Annotated in this window: 20 protein-coding genes; 16 read left to right on the top strand and 4 right to left on the bottom strand. The window is 59.9% G+C overall.

The annotated features are described in order from the left end of the window. Positions 1-3 precede the first annotated feature (3 nt). From BLT54_RS18685 to BLT54_RS18670, 4 genes are all read left to right on the top strand, one after another. Positions 4-885, top strand: coding sequence for an ABC transporter permease (locus tag BLT54_RS18685; protein ID WP_074646692.1), 882 nt, complete (start codon positions 4-6; stop codon positions 883-885). Position 886: 1 nt separating this feature from the next. Then, positions 887-2212 carry an NAD(P)/FAD-dependent oxidoreductase gene (locus BLT54_RS18680; protein WP_074646691.1) on the top strand — a complete coding sequence of 442 codons (1326 nt, stop codon included), beginning with the start codon at positions 887-889 and terminating at the stop codon, positions 2210-2212. A 65-nt stretch (positions 2213-2277) separates the two neighbouring features. Beyond that, a complete protein-coding gene (locus tag BLT54_RS18675; protein ID WP_074646690.1) occupies positions 2278-3630 on the top strand; it encodes an NAD(P)/FAD-dependent oxidoreductase in 1353 nt (450 codons plus the stop codon). A 32-nt stretch (positions 3631-3662) separates the two neighbouring features. Further along, positions 3663-4583 carry a 2-hydroxyacid dehydrogenase gene (locus BLT54_RS18670; protein WP_074646689.1) on the top strand — a complete coding sequence of 307 codons (921 nt, stop codon included), beginning with the start codon at positions 3663-3665 and terminating at the stop codon, positions 4581-4583. Positions 4584-4785: 202 nt separating this feature from the next. Here the strand turns inward: BLT54_RS18670 and BLT54_RS18665 are convergent, their stop codons facing one another. Next, the gene (locus BLT54_RS18665; protein ID WP_074646688.1) at positions 4786-5001 is read right to left on the bottom strand and encodes a YjiS-like domain-containing protein; all 216 of its coding nucleotides are present in this window, start codon (positions 4999-5001) and stop codon (positions 4786-4788) included. Positions 5002-5306: 305 nt separating this feature from the next. Here BLT54_RS18665 and kdsA point away from each other — a divergent pair, with 305 nt between their 5' ends. From kdsA to BLT54_RS18655, 3 genes are all read left to right on the top strand, one after another. Continuing rightward, the gene (gene kdsA / locus BLT54_RS18660) at positions 5307-6170 is read left to right on the top strand and encodes a 3-deoxy-8-phosphooctulonate synthase (protein ID WP_074646687.1); all 864 of its coding nucleotides are present in this window, start codon (positions 5307-5309) and stop codon (positions 6168-6170) included. Positions 6171-6313: 143 nt separating this feature from the next. Further along, entirely contained in the window at positions 6314-6442 is a 129-nt protein-coding gene (locus BLT54_RS23050) for a hypothetical protein (protein ID WP_281241910.1), read from the top strand. A 115-nt stretch (positions 6443-6557) separates the two neighbouring features. Further along, positions 6558-6896, top strand: coding sequence for a TfoX/Sxy family DNA transformation protein (locus BLT54_RS18655; RefSeq protein ID WP_074646686.1), 339 nt, complete (start codon positions 6558-6560; stop codon positions 6894-6896). 131 nt (positions 6897-7027) lie between these two features. Here the strand turns inward: BLT54_RS18655 and ndk are convergent, their stop codons facing one another. Continuing rightward, positions 7028-7450 carry a nucleoside-diphosphate kinase gene (gene ndk / locus BLT54_RS18650; RefSeq protein ID WP_074646685.1) on the bottom strand — a complete coding sequence of 141 codons (423 nt, stop codon included), beginning with the start codon at positions 7448-7450 and terminating at the stop codon, positions 7028-7030. Between the two features lie 156 nt (positions 7451-7606). Here ndk and BLT54_RS18645 point away from each other — a divergent pair, with 156 nt between their 5' ends. From BLT54_RS18645 to BLT54_RS18635, 3 genes are all read left to right on the top strand, one after another. Then, on the top strand, positions 7607-9466 hold the full coding sequence (locus tag BLT54_RS18645) for an ABC-F family ATP-binding cassette domain-containing protein (protein ID WP_074646684.1): 1860 nt from the start codon (positions 7607-7609) through the stop codon (positions 9464-9466). 12 nt (positions 9467-9478) lie between these two features. Continuing rightward, positions 9479-10099, top strand: coding sequence for a MarC family protein (locus BLT54_RS18640; RefSeq protein ID WP_074646683.1), 621 nt, complete (start codon positions 9479-9481; stop codon positions 10097-10099). Positions 10100-10172: 73 nt separating this feature from the next. Continuing rightward, positions 10173-10751, top strand: a complete 579-nt coding sequence (locus BLT54_RS18635; RefSeq protein ID WP_074646682.1) for a retropepsin-like aspartic protease family protein — start codon at positions 10173-10175, stop codon at positions 10749-10751. A 19-nt stretch (positions 10752-10770) separates the two neighbouring features. Here BLT54_RS18635 and BLT54_RS18630 read toward each other — a convergent pair whose 3' ends face one another. Both BLT54_RS18630 and BLT54_RS18625 read right to left on the bottom strand, forming a co-directional pair. Then, positions 10771-11223 carry a DNA polymerase III subunit chi gene (locus BLT54_RS18630; protein WP_074646681.1) on the bottom strand — a complete coding sequence of 151 codons (453 nt, stop codon included), beginning with the start codon at positions 11221-11223 and terminating at the stop codon, positions 10771-10773. 6 nt (positions 11224-11229) lie between these two features. Continuing rightward, entirely contained in the window at positions 11230-12696 is a 1467-nt protein-coding gene (locus BLT54_RS18625; protein WP_074646680.1) for a leucyl aminopeptidase, read from the bottom strand. Positions 12697-12895: 199 nt separating this feature from the next. Between BLT54_RS18625 and BLT54_RS18620 the strand changes: the two genes are divergently transcribed. The 6 genes from BLT54_RS18620 to rsmA all read left to right on the top strand — a co-directional run bounded on the left by BLT54_RS18620 (position 12896) and on the right by rsmA (position 20645). Continuing rightward, positions 12896-14026 carry an LptF/LptG family permease gene (locus tag BLT54_RS18620; protein WP_074646679.1) on the top strand — a complete coding sequence of 377 codons (1131 nt, stop codon included), beginning with the start codon at positions 12896-12898 and terminating at the stop codon, positions 14024-14026. Then, on the top strand, positions 14023-15120 hold the full coding sequence (lptG, locus tag BLT54_RS18615) for an LPS export ABC transporter permease LptG (RefSeq protein WP_074646678.1): 1098 nt from the start codon (positions 14023-14025) through the stop codon (positions 15118-15120). Before BLT54_RS18620 ends, lptG begins: the two co-directional genes overlap by 4 nt. 3 nt (positions 15121-15123) lie before the next feature. Next, complete coding sequence (locus tag BLT54_RS18610) at positions 15124-17331, top strand: LPS-assembly protein LptD (protein ID WP_083351897.1); 2208 nt, start codon at positions 15124-15126, stop codon at positions 17329-17331. A 148-nt stretch (positions 17332-17479) separates the two neighbouring features. Next, positions 17480-18811 (top strand): SurA N-terminal domain-containing protein, encoded by a 1332-nt coding sequence (locus BLT54_RS18605; protein WP_176832919.1) that lies wholly within the window; start codon positions 17480-17482, stop codon positions 18809-18811. Continuing rightward, positions 18808-19806, top strand: a complete 999-nt coding sequence (gene pdxA / locus BLT54_RS18600; protein ID WP_074646677.1) for a 4-hydroxythreonine-4-phosphate dehydrogenase PdxA — start codon at positions 18808-18810, stop codon at positions 19804-19806. Before BLT54_RS18605 ends, pdxA begins: the two co-directional genes overlap by 4 nt. Then, a complete protein-coding gene (gene rsmA, locus BLT54_RS18595; protein WP_074646676.1) occupies positions 19803-20645 on the top strand; it encodes a 16S rRNA (adenine(1518)-N(6)/adenine(1519)-N(6))-dimethyltransferase RsmA in 843 nt (280 codons plus the stop codon). The genes pdxA and rsmA overlap by 4 nt, the downstream gene beginning before the upstream one ends. The last annotated feature ends 13 nt before the right edge of the window (positions 20646-20658 follow it).

Below are 20658 nucleotides of genomic sequence, written 5' to 3'. Positions count from 1 at the left end.
CTCATGACCTCTGCCCCGCTCACGTCACCTGCCCGCCGCCCGGTCATCCAGTCGCGCGCGCTGCGTCGGTTTCTTTCGCATCGTTTGGCCCTGATCGGGGTGATCATGGTGCTGTCGCTGACACTGGCCTGTTTCATCGGCCCGCATCTCTTGCCCTATGACGAATTGCACATCGACCTGCGCGCCCGCTTCGCGCCCCCCGGCACCGGAGGCCATATTTTTGGCACCGATCCGCTGGGCCGCGACATTGCCGCGCGGCTGTTTCACGCGGGCCAGATCTCCATGGCCGTGGGGTTTGCGGTGATGATCATCGCCACCGCGTTCGGCTCCGTCGTTGGGGTGATCTCCGGCTATTACGGCGGGCGGGTCAGCGCGGTGCTGATGCGCATCGTTGATGCCTTCCTGTCTTTCCCTTCGGTGTTTTTGCTCTTGGCTCTGGCCGCGTTCATCCAACCCAGCCCGGTGATGATCGCCCTGATCATATCGGCGACAAGTTGGATGGAGGTCGCCCGGATCGTCGAGGCCGAGGTCAAATCCCTGCGCAATCAGGACTTTGTGCAGGCCGCGCATATGTTGGGTCTGTCCGGGCGCTGGATCATGTTCCGCGAGCTTTTGCCCAATGCCATCGGCCCGATCATTGTCGCCGCCAGCCTGACTGTGGCCCGCGCGATCTTGCTTGAGGCCTATATCAGCTTTCTGGGCTACGGCATTCAACCGCCGTTGCCAAGCTGGGGCAATATGCTCAATGGCGCACAGCAATATCTGGCCTCCGCACCCTGGCTCGCCATCGTGCCGGGTGTGGCAATCACCATCGCTGTGACCGGGTTCAACTTTATCGGCGACGGGCTGCGCGATGCCTTTGACAGTCGCAGTGGTGGACGCTGAGATGAGCCGCAAATTTTCAAAATTCGAAGACACGCTGTGGCATGCGACCGCGAGCGCCGCGCCCAAAACCGCGCCGCTTGCGGGCACGGTCACGACCGATGTCTGCATTGTTGGGGCGGGGTATTCCGGGTTGAGCACCGCTTTGGAACTGGCGCGGCAAGGCGTGTCTGTGGTGATGCTGGAGCGCAAGGAGATCGGCTTTGGCGGCTCCGGGCGCAACGCCGGGCATTGCACCCCGACCTTCACCCATTACAGCCTGCCCGAGCTGCGCCGCGTGTTGGGCGCGCCTTGGGCCGAGCGTCTGATCCATCGCCAAACCCGCGCCAATGACAAGGTGAGCGCCATGATCAGCCGCTACGGCATCGACTGCGAATGGGAGCATAACGGCTATGTTCAGGGCGCGCTCTTTCCCAGCCATTTGAAAACACTGGAAAAACGCGCGCAGGAGTATAACAGCATCGGCGCGCGCACCCGGATGTTGGACCGCGAGGAGACCCGCGCGATCACCGGATCGTCGCGGTTCTATGGCGGCTGGCTTCACGAGGAAGCGGGCGGGCTGAATGCGCTTGGCTATGCCCGTGGCCTTGGCCGCGCGGTCCAAACAGAGGGCGGGCGCATTTTCACGGACACCGAAGTCACCGGCTGCGTGCGCGAAAACGGCGCATGGGTCGTGCGCACGCCGCATGGCGCGGTGCAGGCCGAAAAAGTGATCTACACCACCGGCGCTTACACCGTTTCGGGCTGGCCGAAACTCGACCAAACCTTTCGCATCATGCGGGTGTTCGTGGCCGCAACCCAACCTCTGTCCGAGGCCGCTCAGGCGGTGGTTTTGCCCAAACGCACCACCATCCAGGACGGGCGCGGCGACATTTACGTCTATAAATACAATGCCCAAAACCGCATCGTCGCCTCGATGTTCCCGATGGGACAGCGCGGCCGCGATCCCAAATTCACCCGCCAAGTGCTCTCGGACCGGCTGAAATGGCTGCACCCGGAGCTGCGCGAAGACCTCAGCTGGAAATTCTTTTGGTATGGCGAACTGGATATGCAGCGCAAAACCATCCCGCGGCTTTACAGCCTCGCCCCCGGCGTGGTTGCCATGACGGGTCTGTCCGGGCGCGGTGTGCCGACCGGGTCGATGATCGGCGGCATCCTGTCCGAGTGGGCCATGGGCGTGGCGGAGGCCGATCTGGACCTCAAAATCGAACCGCTCCATGCGCAACCGCTCTATATGTCCGTCGCCCCACAGGCGGCCTTGCGCGGATACCGTGTGCGCGATTGGGCGCGCGCGAAAACACAAGGGGCCCCCTTGCCGCCTCATGCTTAGACCCCCGTTTCAACTCAACCGAAATATCGCGGTGCCCGAGTGGACCGCAACAGGAGTGAAGACCCATGCCAGGACCTAAACTGGACCCCGTCACCAGCGACCCAAGCCTCCCCGGCGCCGTTGATGTTGTGATCATCGGCGGTGGCATCGTTGGGGTCTGTACCGCGCTTGAGCTGGTTGAACGTGGCCTCAAGGTGGCGATTTGTGAAAAGGGCGAGATCGGCTGTGAACAGTCAAGCCGCAATTGGGGCTGGGTCCGGCTGACCCATCGCGACCTGCGCGAAATGCCGTTGATGGTGGAATCGGTACGGCTTTGGAAAGGCCTTGATGCGCGCATCGAAGGCGACACCGGCTATCGCCAATGTGGTGTCACCTTCACCTGCGCCACCGATGCGGCACTGGCCGAAGAACGCATCTGGCTTGAGCATCTCAAAGACTATCAAATCCCCGCCAAACTTCTCACCCGCGACGAGGCTTTGGCGCAATTTGACGGGCTTGACCTCGACATCAAAGGCGCGCTTTACAATCCGCATGATGGCCGTGCCGAGCCGCAAAAAGCCGCCCCCGCGATTGCCCGCGCGGTTCAGGCGCGTGGCGGCACAGTGCATCAAAACTGTGCCGTGCGTGTGGTTGAAACCGAAGCGGGCAAGATCAGCGGCGTGGTCACCGAACAGGGCCGCATTGCCTGTTCCAAAGTCTTGGTGGCAGGCGGCGTCTGGTCGCGGCTGTTCCTTGGAAATCTGGGCATTGAGCTACCGCAACTGCGCACCAAAAGCACGGTTTTGGCAACAGATCCGGTGCCAAATGGCCCCGAAGGCACGGTCAAATTCAAAGATTTCGCCCTGCGCAAACGCCGCGATGGCGGCTATACTGTTGCCTCCGCCCTGCCGAGCAAATATCAATTGACGCCCGACAGTTTCCGCCTGTTCACCGCCTTTCTGCCGACGCTGAAAAACGAATGGCGCAACATCAATCTGGGCATCGGCCCAGCATTTTTGGACGCGTTGCGCACCCGCCGCCATTGGGGGCCAAAGGATCGCACACCGTTTGAAGACACCCGCGTGCTCGACCCCGCCCCCGACCCCGCCGCAATTGACAAGGTGTTCGACATCATCAAAGCCGCCTACCCGCTGTTTCGCAACGTTGGCGTGGCACAGCGCTGGGCCGGGTATATCGACGTGCTGCCCGATATCATCCCGGTGATTTCCCCCACCGTAGGCGTCAAAAACGGCCTGCCCGGCCTGTTTGTCGCCACCGGATTTTCCGGTCATGGCTTTGGCCTTGGCACCGGGGCGGGGCGTTTGGCGGCGGATTTGATCACCGATCACCCGCCCGTGGTCGACCCCACGCCGTTTCGGTTGCATCGCTTCTCGGATGGCTCGAAAATCACCCCTCTGAGCGGTGTGACCAGCCGATAAGACAGACCCCCACGGCCAGACAGGACAGCCGCATGACGCTTTTGCTCAACACCCGTGACACCGACCGCATCGACGCCTTTCGCGCAACCTTTGCCCGCGATCTGCCCGATGTGGCACTGGTGACCCCGCAGGAGGCCTTTGATCCGGCTCAGGTGCGCTATGTGTTTACATGGCTGCCGCTGCCGGATTGGTCGATGTTCCCGGCGCTTGAGATCGTGTTCTCGGTCAGCGCCGGAGTCGATCAATTCGCCACCTTGCCGCCGGACTTGGCCTTGATCAAAATGAGTGATCCAAACAACACGCGGATGGTGGTCGAATATGTGCTGAGCGGCTGCCTGGCCTGTCTGCGCGATCTGCCATCATATGCTTGGGCACAGCGGCATCAGGACTGGAATGCCGCTCCAGTGCGCTGTGCCGCCGACACCCATGTGGCCGTTCTGGGGCTGGGCGAAATCGGCTGTCTGGCGGCTGAGGCGCTCAGGGATATTGGGTTTCAGGTCTCCGGCTGGTCGCGCTCACAAAAGCATCTGCCCGGTGTGACCTGTGTCACCGGGATCGAGGCGCGCGATCATCTGCTCTCGCAGGCGGATATTGTGGTCTGCCTGTTGCCGCTGACGCCTGAGACGCGCGGGATTTTAAACCGCGAGACCTTTGCCAGAATGAAACCCGGTGCCAGCCTTGTCCATGCCGGGCGCGGCGCGCATTGCGACTTTGGCGCTCTGGCTGAGGCGCTGGGGCGCGGCCATCTGCGCAATGCGGTGATTGATGTGTTTGACACCGAACCCCTGCCCGAGGGCGATGCGGTCTGGGCGCTGCCCCGGACCTTTCTGACCCCGCATATTGCCGGGCGCACCGATGCGCAGACCGGGGCGCAAAACGTGGCCACCAATATTGCGCGCCACAAGGGTGGGCTTGATCTGTTGTGGCAGGTGGACCGCCGCAAAGGCTACTGAAAACACAATACAAAACCCCCGCAAGCGGAACGCAGCTTGCGGGGGGATTGGCATCACGGGAGGAGGATGTGATGCGGGAGGAGAGGTTTGATTTAAAGCCTTTTGCATTTTTCCTGAATCAGGACATGCAGCAAAGGCTCACGAGCCGTCGATGGTGTGGGCGTTTCGCCTATGATCTGGCTCAGATCAAAGGCAAAACGCTTTAGATGCGGCGGCCCGCCTCGGCGGCGATGTCGCGGATTGAGTGGCGGGAAATCCCGAGATCGGTCAATTCATACTCCGTCATCATCGAGAGTTCGCGAAACACGCGCTCTGCTTCGGTGCGTTGGGCACGACGGTGGGAAAACTCAGCGCGCAACGCAGCAAAACGATCCATAAGCGGCTGCGTGACGGCGAGGTTTTGGGTCATATAGGCCATGGTAATCGCTCCTTTGGTCTGTAGCTCTGTTTTGGGATGCATTGGCTTTCAAAGCGCTTCGATCCCCTGTCTTGTCCCTTATATGCGCCTGTTAGCGCCCTCATACCAGAGACAAGGCGCGAAGGCCGTCATGCACAAAGCGCATAGCAAACCGCGAAAGCCATGCATCAAACGAAGATGCCCCCAATCGCGCCCACACTTGCAAAACGCGCCCCCTTTATGATCTATGGGCACAGGCTTATCTATGGATCAGACAGGCTACGATCAAAGACATCAGGCCACGCACAAAGACATAAGGACCGCTCATGCCCCTCGCCCCCACGCTCGCCAAATCCGTCTCCGTCGGCCCAGAGGGCCTGAGCCGTCCGGTCACCTTATCGAACGCCCTGCCCTTTGGACTGATCGCGGGTCCGTGCCAGTTGGAAAGCCTCGATCACGCCCGCATGTTGGCCGAACGGATCGCCGAGGCCTGTGATGCAACGGGCACGCCGTTTATATTCAAAGGCTCCTATGACAAGGCCAACCGCAGCTCACTTTCGGGCAAACGCGGCCTTGGCGCCGAGGCGGGCCTGAGCATCCTGTCCAAAATTCGCGCCGAATTTGGTTGTCCGGTGCTGACCGATGTGCATGAAACCCACCATTGCGCCATGGCGGCCGAGGCGGTGGATGTGTTGCAAATCCCGGCGTTTCTGTGCCGTCAGACCGATCTGTTGCTGGCCGCTGGCGAAACCGGCAAAACCATCAACATCAAAAAGGGGCAATTTCTGGCCCCTTGGGACATGGACAATGTGGCCGCTAAAATTGCCTCGACCGGCAATAACAAGATCATGCTCTGTGATCGCGGCACCTCCTTTGGCTACAACACGCTGGTGAGCGATTTCCGCGGCCTGCCCCGCATGGCCGAAACCGGCTATCCGGTCTGTTTTGACGCCACCCATTCGGTGCAACAACCGGGCGGCAATGGCACCTCGACGGGCGGTGATCGCACCATGGTGCCGCCTTTGGCGCGCGCCGCCGTGGCTGTTGGTGTGGCTTGTCTGTTCATCGAAACCCATGAAGACCCGGACAATGCGCCCTCGGACGGGCCAAATATGGTGCGGATCGAAGATCTGGCCGGGCTGTTGTCCACCCTGCGCGCCCTGGATCAGATCGTGAAACCCGGCACCTGAACCCGGACTGGTTAAGCGCAGATGAAAGCTCAAATTTTCAGATAAGCGCCGCGCCCGTGCCGCAATTTGGTGCCGGGCGTGGCCGCATTTGGCAACAATTCTGATATGACCAACCATCAGGATGTTTCAAAGGGGTTTTCCAAATGCAAACAACGCCGCAAAAACCGCAAGCCAATCCGAAGCCGCCACAAGTGCCACAGCCGCAAGCCCGCGCGCCACTGCCGTTCATTGTCAAACGCACCGTCAGCTACACCGATTGGGCCGCACTGTAACGCAGGGTAACGCAAGGTAACGCGCGCCCCAAGAAGCCGTCAGATCGCTTGACGCCCGTGCCGTTGCCTTGGCACACTCACAGAACCGTTCCCTCCTGCTGTGCCAAGGCCCGTCATGCCCTCTCCCGTCTCTTCCATCCGCAACCTCGGCCCCTCCTCGGACGCCTCATATGCCCGCGCCGGGATCACCTCCGCCGAGGCCCTGCGCGACATCGGCCCGGATGCCGCCTATGCAAGGCTTTTGGCCCATGGCAGCCGGCCGCATTTCATCGGCTATTACGCCATGGCAATGGGGCTTCAGGGGCGGCCTTGGAATGATTGCAAAGGGGCGGAAAAAACCGCCCTACGCGCCCGGTTTGATGCGATTGTCAGTGCCGCCTTGGCCGATGACACTGCGCCGCCCATGGGGATTGAGGTGATTTTGGACACCATCGGCACCGGGCTTAGGCGTTGATCATACCCCGTTTTTACCGCGACCAAATACTCACTTATCCCAGATCAAACACTTATCCCGGATCAAACAAAAAGGCCGCCCCGGAGGGAGCGGCCTTTTGTCGTTTCAAAGCGGATTCTAAACCTTAAGGCTTAGCCAACCAGTTCGAGACCGGAGAAGAAATACGCGATTTCTGCCGCAGCGGTTTCCGGGGCGTCGGAGCCATGCACGGAGTTTTCGCCAACGGAGAGTGCGAATTCGGCGCGGATCGTGCCGGGAGCGGCGTCTGCCGGGTTGGTGGCGCCCATGATTTCGCGGTTTTTCGCGATGGCGTTTTCACCTTCAAGAACCTGAACCACAACCGGCTCGGAGATCATGAAGTCACACAGTTCGCCAAAGAAGGGACGGTCTTTGTGCACGCCGTAAAAGGTCTGTGCCTGAGCCAAGGTCATTTGAATGCGCTTGGATGCGATCACGCGCAGACCAGCTTCTTCGAATTTCGCGACGATGGCGCCGGTCAGGTTGCGTTTGGTGGCGTCAGGTTTGATGATGGAGAAGGTGCGCTGGATAGCCATGGGAGGAACCTCTTGGATCGGATTTTAAGGGAACCGGGCACGAGCCAAGCCGCACCCGAAGATTGCGCGCCGGATAGCACGGGCAGCCGCCTTTGAAAAGCAGAGTTTGAAAAGCGGTGATTGACCTTCGCCGCAGTCTCAGGCATGGCTCGCCGCATGTTGAAAATTCGCGATATCACCTATTCCGTTGACGGCCGCATTTTGATCGAGAATGCCTCCGCCACCATTCCCACCGGCCACAAGGTCGGGATTGTCGGCCGCAATGGCGCCGGCAAGACCACCCTGTTTCGCATCATTCGGGGCGAATTGGTCCTCGAAGGCGGCGTGATTGAGATGCCCGCCCGCGCCCGCATCGGCGGCGTGGCCCAGGAGGTGCCGGGCAATGAGGTCTCACTGCTGAACACGGTGCTGGCGGCGGATATCGAACGCGAAAGCCTGATGGCCGAATCCGAGACCGCAACCGACCCGCATCGGATTGCCGAAATTCAGACCCGTTTGGCCGATATTGACGCTTGGTCCGCCGAAGGCCGCGCCTCAAGCATTCTCAAAGGTCTGGGCTTCACCGAAGAAGAGATCCACATGCCCTGCTCCGCCTTTTCCGGCGGCTGGCGGATGCGCGTGGCGCTGGCGGGGGTGTTGTTCTCGCAGCCCGATCTGCTGCTCCTCGACGAGCCGACCAACTATCTCGATCTGGAAGGCGCTTTGTGGCTGGAAAGCTACCTTGGCCGTTACCCGCATACGGTGCTGTTGATCTCTCACGACCGCGCACTTTTGAACCGCGCCGTGGGCGGCATTTTGCACCTTGAGAGCAAAAAACTGACGCTCTATTCCGGCGGCTATGACGATTTCGCCAAAACCCGCGCCGCCCAACGCGCGGTTCAGGCGGCGGCGGCAAAAAAACAAGACGCGGCACGCGAGCACCTGCAAAGTTTTGTCGATCGCTTCAAAGCCAAAGCCTCGAAAGCAAAACAGGCGCAATCCCGCGTTAAGATGCTGGAAAAGATGGAAAAAATCACTGCGCCCGAAGATGCGGCGCGGGTGGTGTTCTCTTTCCCAGAACCCGAAGAATTGTCACCGCCGATCATCAACATGGAAAACGCATCCGTGGGCTATGATGGCAAACAAATCCTCGGCAAGCTCGATCTGCGCATCGACCAAGACGACCGGATCGCGCTTTTGGGCCGCAACGGCGAAGGCAAATCGACGCTCTCGAAACTTCTGTCCAACCGGCTTGCGCCGATGGGCGGCAAGATGGTGCAGCATAGCAAATTACGCATCGGGTTCTTTGCCCAACACCAAGTCGATGAGCTGTATCTGGACGAAACGCCGTTGCAGCATTTGCAACGCGCCATGCCGGATTTCCACCCGCCAAAACTGCGCGCCAAACTGGCCGGATTTGGCCTTGGGGCGGATCAGGCGGACACCGAAGTCGGACGCTTGTCCGGTGGGCAAAAAGCGCGTCTGTCACTGCTTTTAGCCACGCTCGATGCGCCGCATTTGTTGATCCTCGATGAGCCGACCAACCACCTCGACATCGAAAGCCGCGAGGCGTTGGTTGAGGCGCTGACGGCCTATACGGGCGCGGTTGTGTTGGTCAGCCACGACATGCATTTGCTCTCGCTTGTGGCGGATCGGCTGTGGCTGGTGAAAGATGGCCGGGTCTCCCCCTATGAGGACGATCTGGATGCCTATCGCCGCCTGTTGTTGACAGGCGATGACAAACCGAAAGAGGCCAAATCCAAGGCCGCCAAACAGGCCGCCGCCCCGGCAAAAAAGGCCAGCCGCGAGGAGATCCAAGCCTTTAAGGCCGAGATTCGCAAATGCGAGGAGCGTGTTGGCAAGCTCAATGACATGAGTAAAAAGCTACAGATCAAACTGGCCAACCCGGCGCTTTACGAAGACAAAGAGGCCGCCGTGATTTGGCAAAAGAAATATTCCGAAGTGGTCGACGCGTTGGAACGCGCGGAATCGCTTTGGATGGATGCGCTTGAAAAGTTAGAAAAAGCAAACGGTTAAGACAGGTCTTTGATGGATATTCAAACCCTCATCACCGCGTTTTTAACCCTGTTCGTGATCATTGATCCGATCGGGCTTGCGCCGCTGTTTGTGGCACTCACGCCCGGCGCCTCTGCCGCGCATCGGCGGGCCGTGGGCCTGCGCGCGGTGACGATTGCCTTTGTGATCCTGACGGTGTTTGGCCTGTTTGGCGATCACGTCCTGACCTTTGTTGGCATTTCCATGCCGGCCTTTCGCATCGCCGGCGGGCTTTTGTTGTTTTTGACCGCCCTTGAGATGTTGTTTGAAAAGCGTTCGAAACGGCGCGAAGAACACGCGCAGCACCCCGAACATCAGCCGGTCGAAGACCCTTCGGTCTTTCCACTGGCCACGCCGCTTTTGGCGGGTCCGGGGGCGATCACCTCGATGATCTTGCTGATTGATCAATCCGAAGGTGTCAGTGGCGTGTTTTTCGTCCTTGGCGTCTTGTTGGCCGTGCTTTTGCTGGTGCTGTTTTTCTTTATGATGAGCACCGCGATGGAGCGGATTTTGGGTGCAACCGGCATCAATGTGGTGACGCGGCTGATGGGGATGCTTTTGGCCGCGCTTTCGGTGCAATTCGTCATTGACGGGCTCAAAGCGGTGTTTTTCTAACATTTGCCTGATAGTTGCGTGACTGGCGCGTTGCCGCGCTGACAAATCCGAAAACACACCCTATCTATACCCTATGGACAGCTTTGACACCGCCCGCATTCTTTATCTGTCGCTCCTTTTGGGGGCGATTGGATTTTATTACATCGTCGCCAACCGCCGCAATCTTGGGCAGGTGTTGCGCCATGCAGCACTTTGGGCGTTGATTTTTATCGGCGCTTTGGCGGCGGTGGGACTTTGGCAAGACGTGCGCCCGCGCCTTGCGCCGGCGCAAATCATCCGCGGCGATGGCGTGATTCAGGTTGATCGTGATCCAAGCGGGCATTTTTCGCTTGTCGCCATGGTCAACGGCGCACCTGTTGAGTTTTTGGTCGATACCGGCGCGTCCAATGTCGTGCTGTCGCTCAAAGACGCCGAACGCGCCGGGATCAATGTCGACGATCTGACCTTTACTGGCCGCGCTCAAACCGCCAATGGCACCGTGCGCACCGCTCCGGTCAAGATTGACACATTGAGTTTGGGCGGCATTCAGGACGACCGGGTCCGGGCCTATGTGACGGATGGCGATCTGTTCGGATCGCTCTTGGGGATGGATTACCTGCGGCGCTATGATCGCATTGAAATCAAACAGGATAAGTTGATTTTGACCCGCTGATCGGGACCGCGCAAACCGGTTAGGCGCTTTCGGCCTTCTTTTCCCATCTGCCGCTTTCCTCGGACCAGTATTGCGCCTGAGCCCCCGCGCCTGTCAGGGATTTCCATTGCACCCGCGCCTGTTGCACCGCATCAAAGTCATGGCCATCAAACAGGATACAGACCCGATCCGCGCGTGCGACCTCGTCAGCACTGACCTCGGCACCGTCGACACTCATGATACAAGAGGCCCGGTTGGCCCCCGGCGCAAGCGTCAACAGAATGGGCTGATCGGCATCATGCGGCCCATTCGCCAGACCATGCGGTAAAAACCCGTCGCGCGCCCAAAGCGCGGTATCAAGCGCCGCAAGCATCTGGTCCGAGCGCCCCCGGACCTCAACCCGCCACCCTGCCGCGAGAGATTTCTCCGACAGGCTGGCCAAGGTCACGACCAAAGGCGCTTGGGTCAGGTGATAGAAAAAGGCAGCTCCCATAGGGGATTAGGCCTCTTTATTCATGTCATCAACGAGGCGATTCAGGGCCAAAACGCCCCAACCTGTCGCGCCTTTGGGCGCCAAATCGGTCGGAGATTTCGTCAAAGCCACGCCTGCGATGTCGAGGTGAATCCAAGGGGTTTCGTCTTTGACAAAGCGTTTGAGGAATTGCGCCGCCGTGATCGACCCTGCCGCCCGGTCGCCGACATTTTTCATATCCGCAACATCGGATTTGAGCATTTTGTCGTAGTTCGCGCCCATCGGCATCCGCCATGCGCCCTCGCCTTCGGCGCTGGCCGCTTTGAGGAAAGCGTTGCAGAACGGATCGTCGTTGGAGAAGACGCCCGCGTTCTCATGGCCAAGGCCGATGATGATCGCGCCGGTGAGGGTGGCCAGATTGACCATGGCACGGGGCGCAAAACGGTCTTGGGCGTACCACAACACATCGGCCAGAACCAAACGGCCCTCGGCGTCGGTGTTGATGATCTCAACCGTGTCGCCTTTCATCGAACGGACCACATCGCCCGGACGGGTCGCGTTGCCATCGGGCATGTTTTCAACGATGCCGACGATGCCCACCACATTGGCGGCGGCTTTGCGCAGGGCCAGCGATTTCATCACGCCCGCAACAACGCCCGCGCCGCCCATGTCCATGGTCATGTCTTCCATGCCAGCCGCCGGTTTGATCGAAATCCCGCCGGTGTCGAACACCACGCCCTTACCAACAAGCGCCAAGGGGGCTTCGTCGCGGCCACCCTTCCATTGCATCACAACCACTTTCGAGGGGCTGGTCGAGCCTTGGCCCACGGCCAAAAGCGTGCGCATTCCGAGGGCTTCAAGATCGGCCTCCTCCAGCACTTCGACCTCAAGGCCAAGAGCCTCCAAGGCTTTGAGACGATTGGCGAATTCGGTGGTGTTGAGGATGTTGGACGGCTCCATCACCAGATCGCGGGTGAAAAACACGCCTTCGCTCAGCGCCTCGATGGTGCTGAGATCGACACTCTCAGGTTTGGTCACGGCAATCGTCACCTCGGGGATGTCCTTGGCCGGGCCGTCGCCCATGTGATCGGAGAATTTGTAATGTTTGAGCGCCACGCCCAAAGCCAGCTCTTCAACGCGTTTGACACTACCCGGCAGCACCAAAGCGCCCGCTTTTGTGACCGCACCGCCAATCGCAGCACCCGCCTTGCGCGCCAGTTCAACAGAGGCCTGATTGGAGAGTTTCACCACCTGAACCGCCTCGGCCGCCATGCCCGCCGGATAGGCCAAATCTTTGGCCTCACCTTCGGCCAGATCTTCAAAGGCCTCGCTTTCCACAAACCGCGCCAACGCCCCTTTGCTCAAACGGTTGATGCGACGCGCCGATTGACCCAGCGTGCCCTCCGGGCTCACCACAACGGCAACACGCCCGCTCACGGTGGCAATCGCATCAAGGTCAAGGGCAGCAACGGTCAGCTTAACGGGTTGGGTCATCGGGAATCCTTTGTCGAATGTGTCGCGTCTGTGCGAAAGGGACAGCTCGCCGTCCCTTTGGAGCTGGCAATAAGGTAGACCGCAAAGACGGCGGTGACCAGAGCGAGATTACGGGTTTCTCCCATCCTCACAGCGCGATAAAGTCCGCGCAATCTGTCAGTGGCCTTGGGGAACGCGTTTGGGAAGATTCGACAAATACATGCTTCAGCAATTGCTGATGCTGTTCGGGTTTTTCTCGCTCGTTCTGGCTTTGGTGTTCTGGGTCAACAAGGCGGTGAGCCTTTTGGATTGGCTGATGGGCGATGGTCAATCGGCCTCGGTGTTTTTACAACTCACGCTGTTGTCCCTCCCGACGATCCTGGTCAATCTATTGCCAATCGCGGCCTTTGCCGCCACGGTCTATGTCACCAACCGTTTGTCGGCAGAATCGGAATTGGTGGTGGTTCAGGCGGCGGGCTATTCGCCTTATCGCCTCGCCCGCCCGGTGTTTTTCTTTAGCGTCATCGTGGCGCTCATGGTGGCGATTTTGGCCCATGTGTTGGTGCCGCTTTCCGTGCAAGAACTGGACATGCGCCGCAGCGAGATTGCCCGCGATGTCACCGCGCGACTGTTGACTGAGGGCACATTTGTCCACCCGACCAAGGGCATCACCTTTTATGTGCGCAACATTTCGGCGGCGGGCGAATTGGAAGACATCTACCTGTCCAACAGCCGTGATGCGAGCCAGCGCCAAAGCTTTATGGCGTCGCGTGCCCTGATCGTCAAAGGCGATGGCCGTGATGGCAGCACCGAAAACGACGCGCCGATGTTGTTGATGTTTGATGGCATGGCGCAGACCTATGAGTTCAGCGGCAAACGTCTGTCCGTCACCCGTTTTGACAGCTTCGCCTACGGGCTTGGTGGCCTGATAAACACCGATGTGGCCGGGACACGTTCGATCCGCGCGACCACCACATTTGATCTGTTGCGCGCACCCCCCGCGCTTCAGGCCGACACCGGGGTCACCAAAGATGGCATGATCGCCGAGGCCAATATGCGCATGAACAAAGCCCTTCAGAGCGTCGCGATCAGCCTGATCGGCTTTGGCACTCTGATCGTCGGCGGATTTTCGCGCTTTGGTCTGTGGCGACAGATTTTGGTCGCCATCGTGCTTTTGGTGGTGGTCAAGTCCATCGACAACACGCTCGAAGGGATGATTGACAATGACGCGCGGCTTTGGCCGTTTCGATATTTCGCCACGGTTTTGGGACTTGGCATCTCTTGGGCCTTGCTGTGGAAAGCCGCCCATCCGCGCCTGCGCCGCGCGCCTCGTTTGGGGAACGCATCATGAGGCTTGATCTCTATTTCGCCCGCCGGTTCTTGCGGGCTTTGCTGATCGTCATAGCGATTTTCGCCGGGCTGATCGTGATGGTCGAAAGCCTCGATCAAATCCGCAATTTCTCTGGCCTCGATATTGGATCTGCGGCGATTTTCTCCATGGCTTTGCTGCGCCTGCCGCGCACGATTTATGATATTCTGCCAATCATCGTGGTGATTGCGACGCTGGTGTTGTTTCTGGGTCTGGCGCGCTCCTCGGAACTGGTTGTCTCTCGGGCCTCCGGGCGCTCGGCGCTGCGGTCCTTGCTGCCGCCGGTCGTGGTGGTCTTTCTGTTTGGCCTCTTGTCGGTGGCGGTGTTGAACCCGGTGGCCTCGACCACCGCGCGCAGCTTTGAAACCCGCGAAGCGCTTTATCTCAAAGGCGAACGGCAAGTGTTTTCGGTCTCTGACGAGGGGCTATGGCTGCGAGAAGGCTCGCAAGACGGTCAAATGGTGATCCGCGCCACACGGTCCAACCTTGATGGCTCCGAATTGTTCGATGTCAGCTTTATCGGTTTCGCGCAAGCTGGCCTGCCGCTGTACCGGATCGAAGCGGAAGAGGCGCGCATCAAAGGCGGACAATGGCAGCTTGTGAACGCCAAACGCTGGCCGCTTTTGGGGGCCGCCAACCCGGAGGCGGCGGCGACCTATCACGAGACACTGACACTCAACACCACGCTGACCCTTGCGGAAATCCAAGACCGCTTTGGCACCCCGCAAGCCGTGTCGATCTGGGATATGTCGGGCTATATCAAAAAGTTGGAAACCGCAGGGTTTTCGGCGCGCAGCTATAAAATGTGGCTGCAAAGCGAATTGGCCCTGCCCTTTACCTTTGTCGCCATGCTATTGATCGGGGCCGGGTTCACCATGCGCCACACCCGGCTGGGGCGGACCTCGACCTTGGTGGTGACAGCGATCATCTTGGCCTTTGCCTTTTTCTTTCTGCGCTCTTTTGCGATCATTTTGGGGCAAAACGGGCTTTTGCCGATCTCTTTGGCGGCATGGGGGCCACCGATGGCGGTGATTTTTGCCTCTCTTGCGCTGCTGCTGCATTTGGAGGATGGATAGGCCATGACTGTCTCACCTCTCCCTCCCAAGCGCCCGCTGCGCCCTGCCCGTTTGGCGCTGGCCCTGGCCCTGAGCTTTGGCTTTGGTCTGGCCCTGCCGGACGCGCAAACCGGCGCCGCCTTGGCCCAGGACAGTCAAGACGACCAAGCCCTGCCCACGGCACTTTTGGCCGACAGCGTCAGCTTTGATGGCACTGTGCTGATCGCCACGGGCGCGGTCGAAGTGATCCAAGGCACAATGCGCCTGACGGCCAGCCGGATCACCTTTAACCAAAGCACCGGGCAATTGCAGATCGACGGCCCGATCCGCCTGACTGAAAGCGGCGGCGACACGGTGATTTTGGCCTCAAGCGCCGATCTCGATACCGGGCTTAAAAACGGCATCATGACCTCGGCGCGGATGGTCATCGACCGCCAATTGCAACTCGCCGCCGCGCGACTTGATGTGGTGGACGGGCGCTATCTGCGGCTCTCAAAGGCGGTGGCTTCGACCTGTGAAGTGTGCGCCGCCCGTCCCGTGCCCTTGTGGGAAATCCGCGCCCGCGAGGTGATCCACGACAGTGAGGCGCATCAGCTTTATTTCACCAACGCGCAATTGCGCATCGCCGATGTTCCGGTGTTGTGGTTGCCACATCTGCGCATCCCCGACCCCACCCTCAAACGCGCGCGCGGCTTTTTGACGCCAGAGTTGCATACGGATTCCACCTTGGGCACCGGGATTGAAACCCCTTATTTCATCCCACTGGGCGACAGCCGTGATCTGACGATTTCGCCCTATATCGCCACCAAAACCACCACGCTGGGCCTGCGCTATCGCCAAGCCTTTGCCCGCGGTGAGATCGAAGTAAACGGCGCGGTGAGTTCGGACGACACCCGCGATGGCACCCGGGCCTATCTCTTTGCCGAAGGCGCATGGCATCTGGGCAATGGGTTTGAATTTAGCGCCGATCTGCGCGCCGCCTCCGACATTGCCTATCTGGTGGATTACGGCATTTATGACGGCGATTTTTTGCCCTCCAGACTGGCCCTCACGCGCTATTCCAAAGGCGAGGCCTTTGATGCGCAGTTGATCCATATGCGCACTTTGCGCGCTGCCGATCTGGGGATCGAGGACACGTTGCCGTTCTTTTTGGGCGAGGTCATGTATGAACGCCGGGTCGATCCGGGCGCCATTCCCGGGGCCCTGACCTTTGGCCTCTCCGCCTCCTCCTCCTATCGCGATTCTGAAGTCGATATTGACGGCTATGACGTCTTGCGCCTTGGCGCCGAGGCGGCTTGGATCACCAGCGCGGTGTTCGGGCCGGGGCTGAAATGGGACAGCACCGCCGCCGCCTATGTCGATGCCTATGCCATGCATCAAAATTCGACCTATGAAGACACAGTCGCCCGGTTCACCGGGTCGCTTGAGAGCAAACTGAGCTGGCCCTTGACCCGCACCACAGCGACAGGGGCCTCCGAATTGATCGAACCGATGATCCAACTCGGATGGTCTGACAGCATCGGCGGCGACGTCCCAAACACCGATTCGACCCTTGTTGAATTTGACGAGGGCAATCTGATGACCCTCGCCCGCTTTCCCGGCGCGGATCGCCGCGCCACCGGGGTTACGGCGGCGGCGGGTCTGCATTTTGCCCATTACGCCGAGACCACCCAATATGAGATCACCCTCGGCCGGGTGCTTTATCTGGACGACAGTGCCGCCTATTCTGACGCCTCGGGGCTGTCCACCACGCAATCGGATTGGCTTTTGGGGGCCTCTGTCGCCTTTGACACCGGCCTTGACACCAGCCTCGCCTTTCACACCCGGTCCTTGTTTGACGATGCCTTTGATCTGACCAAATGGGAAACCCGGCTCGATTACATGCGGCCCCGCTACACTCTTGGCGCGTCCTACGCCTATGTGGTGGCCGATGCTTTGGAATATCGCGACACGGCGCTCAATGAGTTTGGCCTCGATGGCACGTTCCGATTGGCCAAAAACTGGACCGCCAACCTCGAATATCTTTACGATTTCACCGAGGATGAGGCGACGCGCACCGGGCTTGGCTTTCAGTTTGAAAACGAATGCGCCCGTGTCAGGTTCAAGGTCTCGCGGCGCTATTCAGACACGGATGCGCTTGACCCCACCACCCGCTATTCCCTGTCTATCGGCTTTGGAGCCTATGGCGCGAACGGTAAGAAAGACACGAGCTGTGGCTTTGGGGCGCTCTAAATCCGCGCGCGCGGGCGGGCATCAGCGGGCACATGCCACTGGAACAAAATGGTGGGACAAACTGGGCCGCGCAATCCGCTTGGCCCGCGCGACGAAACCTCTTAGAAAGAGGTCAGACGCCATAAGCAGGCAACACACGAGGGTGGGCATGAGACGTAAATTCGGGACACTCGACACATCGCAGAGCAGAGCAATCAAGCGCCACGGCGCGCGTCGGATGTCTGCCGCGCTGCACGCCATGGCGCGCGCCGTGGTGCGTGGCATGGTGCAGATGGCGGCCATTGCGGCGCTGTCGCTTTCGGCCCTGTCTGTGACCCTCTCTCCGGTGCTGGCGCAAAACATGTTTGCCCCTGTTGCCTATGTGAATGACAAAGTGGTGACCCGCTATGAACTGACCCAACGCTTGGCGCTTTTGCGCGTCTTGGGTGGCGCGGCCTCGGAAAAAGACGCGCTTGATGCGCTGATTGACGAACGTCTCAAAGCCGAAGCCGCAGCCCGAGTGGGGTTGAGCGTCACCGACGAACAAATCGCCCAAGGCATCCAGGAATTCGCGGCGCGTGGCCAATTGAAGCCCGAACAATTCCTCAGCCTGATGGCCCAAAACGGCGTTTCTGCCCAGACCGTGCGTGATTTCCTCTCGACCGGGCTGATATGGCGCGATTACGCCCGTGGCCGTTTTGGTGCCAAGGCGCAGGTCTCAGACTCCGAGATTGACCGCGCCTTGCAAAACAATGGCCCTTCGGGTGGTTTGCGCGTGTTGTTGTCTGAATTGTTCCTGCCCGCGCGCACCCCGGAAGAGACGGCAAAATCGGAGGCTTTGGTCAAAGAAATCGCCGCAAACCCGACGATTTCAAACTTTGCCGCCGCGGCCGCCAAATATTCGGTTGCCCCGAGCCGTGAAAAATCCGGCCGCATGGATTGGGTCGCGGTTGGCGATTTGCCACCTGCCCTGCGCGGCGCTGTGATCGCGCTCAAACCGGGCGAAATGACCGCCCCCTTGTCGACCGGCAACGCCATTGGCGTGTTCCAATTGCGCCAAATCGCCGAAACCGATGTGGCCACGCCCAACGCCGACGCCATCGAATATGCCGCTTATTACATCAATGGGGGCCGCTCTGAGGCGGCGCTCAAACGCGCGGCGGACATCAAGGCCTCGGTGGACACCTGCGACGATCTCTATGGCATCGCCAAGGGCCAGCCGGAGAGTGTTTTGGACATCGACACCCTGCCCGTCAAAGACATCCCCAATGATGTGGCGATTGAACTCTCCAAACTCGATCCCGGCGAAGTCTCCACCGCGCTGACCCGCGCGGATGGGCAAACTTTGGTGTTTTTGATGATGTGTGGCCGCAGCTATGAAGCCAACGACAGCGCCGATCGCGACCAAATCCGCCAACAGCTTTTGTCGCAACGCATCGGTGCCTTGGCCGACAGTTTCGTGGCCGAATTGCGCGCAGATGCGACGATTGTGATCCCATGAGCAAATCGGCCTCCACCGCGCCAATCGTCCTGTCCTGTGGCGAACCTGCGGGGGTGGGGCCTGAGATTGCGGTGAAGGCGGCGCAGGCTTTGGACGGATCTGTGCCGTTTTTCTGGCTCGGCGATCCGCGCCATTTGCCCCATAGTGCCCGCTTTGCCGAAATTTCCGAACCCGCCGAGGCACATCATGTTGCCAGTGGCAGTTTGGCGGTGTTGCGTCATGAGTTTCAGGCCCTCGCCACGCCGGGCACCCCCGATTTCGCCAATGCCCAAGGGGTGATCGACGTGCTGCGCCGCGCTGTGGCCTTGGTGCAAACCGGCCAGGCTTCGGCGCTTTGCACCGCGCCGATCCACAAAAAAGTGCTCAAAGACGGGGCCGGGTTTGCCTATCCGGGCCATACCGAATTTCTGGCCCATCTTGCGGGCGTCGAGCAGGTTGTGATGATGCTGGCCTGCCCCGAGTTACGGGTGGTTCCGGTGACGATCCACATCGCACTGCGCGATGTGCCTGAGGCATTCACGCCCGAGCTTTTGGAAGAAACGATCCGCATCACTGCCGCCGATCTGGCCAAGTTTTGGGGCATTTCCACCCCGCGCATCGCCATTGCCGGGCTCAATCCCCATGCTGGCGAAGGTGGGGCGATGGGCGATGAGGAACTTGAGTGGATGATCCCGCTGATCACCCGCCTCAAGGGCGAAGGCTTTGATCTCAAAGGCCCAATGCCGCCCGACACGATGTTTCACGCGGCCGCGCGGGCAAACTATGATGTGGCGCTCTGTGCCTATCACGATCAGGCGCTGATCCCGATCAAGACGATTGATTTTGCCGGTGGCGTCAATGTCACGCTGGGCTTGCCGTTTATCCGCACCTCGCCGGATCATGGCACCGCCTTTGACATTGCGGGCCAAAATAAAGCCGACCCAACCAGCCTGATTGCGGCGCTCAAGATGGCGCATGAAATGAGCCACGCCAAAAGGCAAAAGGACCACGGATGACAAGTTTTGATGGGCTGCCACCGCTGCGCGATGTGATCGAGCGGCACGGGTTGGTGGCCAAAAAATCTTTGGGCCAAAACTTTTTGCTCGACCTCAACCTGACCTCGAAAATCGCCCGTTTGGCGGGGGATTTGTCAAAATGCGACGTCTTGGAGGTCGGTCCCGGCCCCGGCGGTTTGACCCGCGGGCTTTTGGCCGAGGGCGCGCGCAAAGTTTTGGCGGTGGAAAAGGACAGCCGCGCCATTGCAGCCCTCGACGAAATTTCCGCAATCTATCCCGGACGGTTGGAGGTTTTGAACGCCGATGCGCTTGAAATCGACCCGCTGGAACGGCTGACGCCGCCGGTGCGCATCATCGCCAACTTGCCCTATAACATCGGCACCGAACTTTTGGTGCGCTGGCTGACCCCGCCAAGCTGGCCGCCCTATTGGTCCTCGCTGACCTTGATGTTTCAGCGCGAAGTGGCCGAACGCATCGTGGCACAGCCGGGCAGCAAGAAATACGGTCGCCTCGCGATCCTCAGCCAATGGCGCACGCGCGCCAATATCGTGATGGAATTGCCGCCCGAGGCCTTCACCCCGCCGCCGAAAATCCATTCCGCCGTGGTGCATTTCGAAGCCCTGCACAAAGCGCGGTTCGAGGCCAATCCAAAAGTCTTGGAACGCATTGTTGCCGCCGGGTTCAACCAGCGTCGCAAAATGTTGCGCGCCTCGTTGAAAGGCGCAGCCCCCGAGATCGAAGACCGCCTGAATGCCGCCGGGATCAAACCAACGGATCGCGCCGAACAAATCTCGGTCGAGGGGTGGTGTGCGCTGGCGCGTGAAGTGGCCAAGACCTAAGCGGGAGAAAATC

This window comes from Celeribacter baekdonensis, from assembly GCF_900102315.1.
In the GTDB taxonomy this organism is placed as follows: domain Bacteria; phylum Pseudomonadota; class Alphaproteobacteria; order Rhodobacterales; family Rhodobacteraceae; genus Celeribacter; species Celeribacter baekdonensis.
The sequence above is the reverse complement of the archived record's forward strand: the minus strand, read 5'-3'. Positions and strand labels throughout refer to the sequence as shown.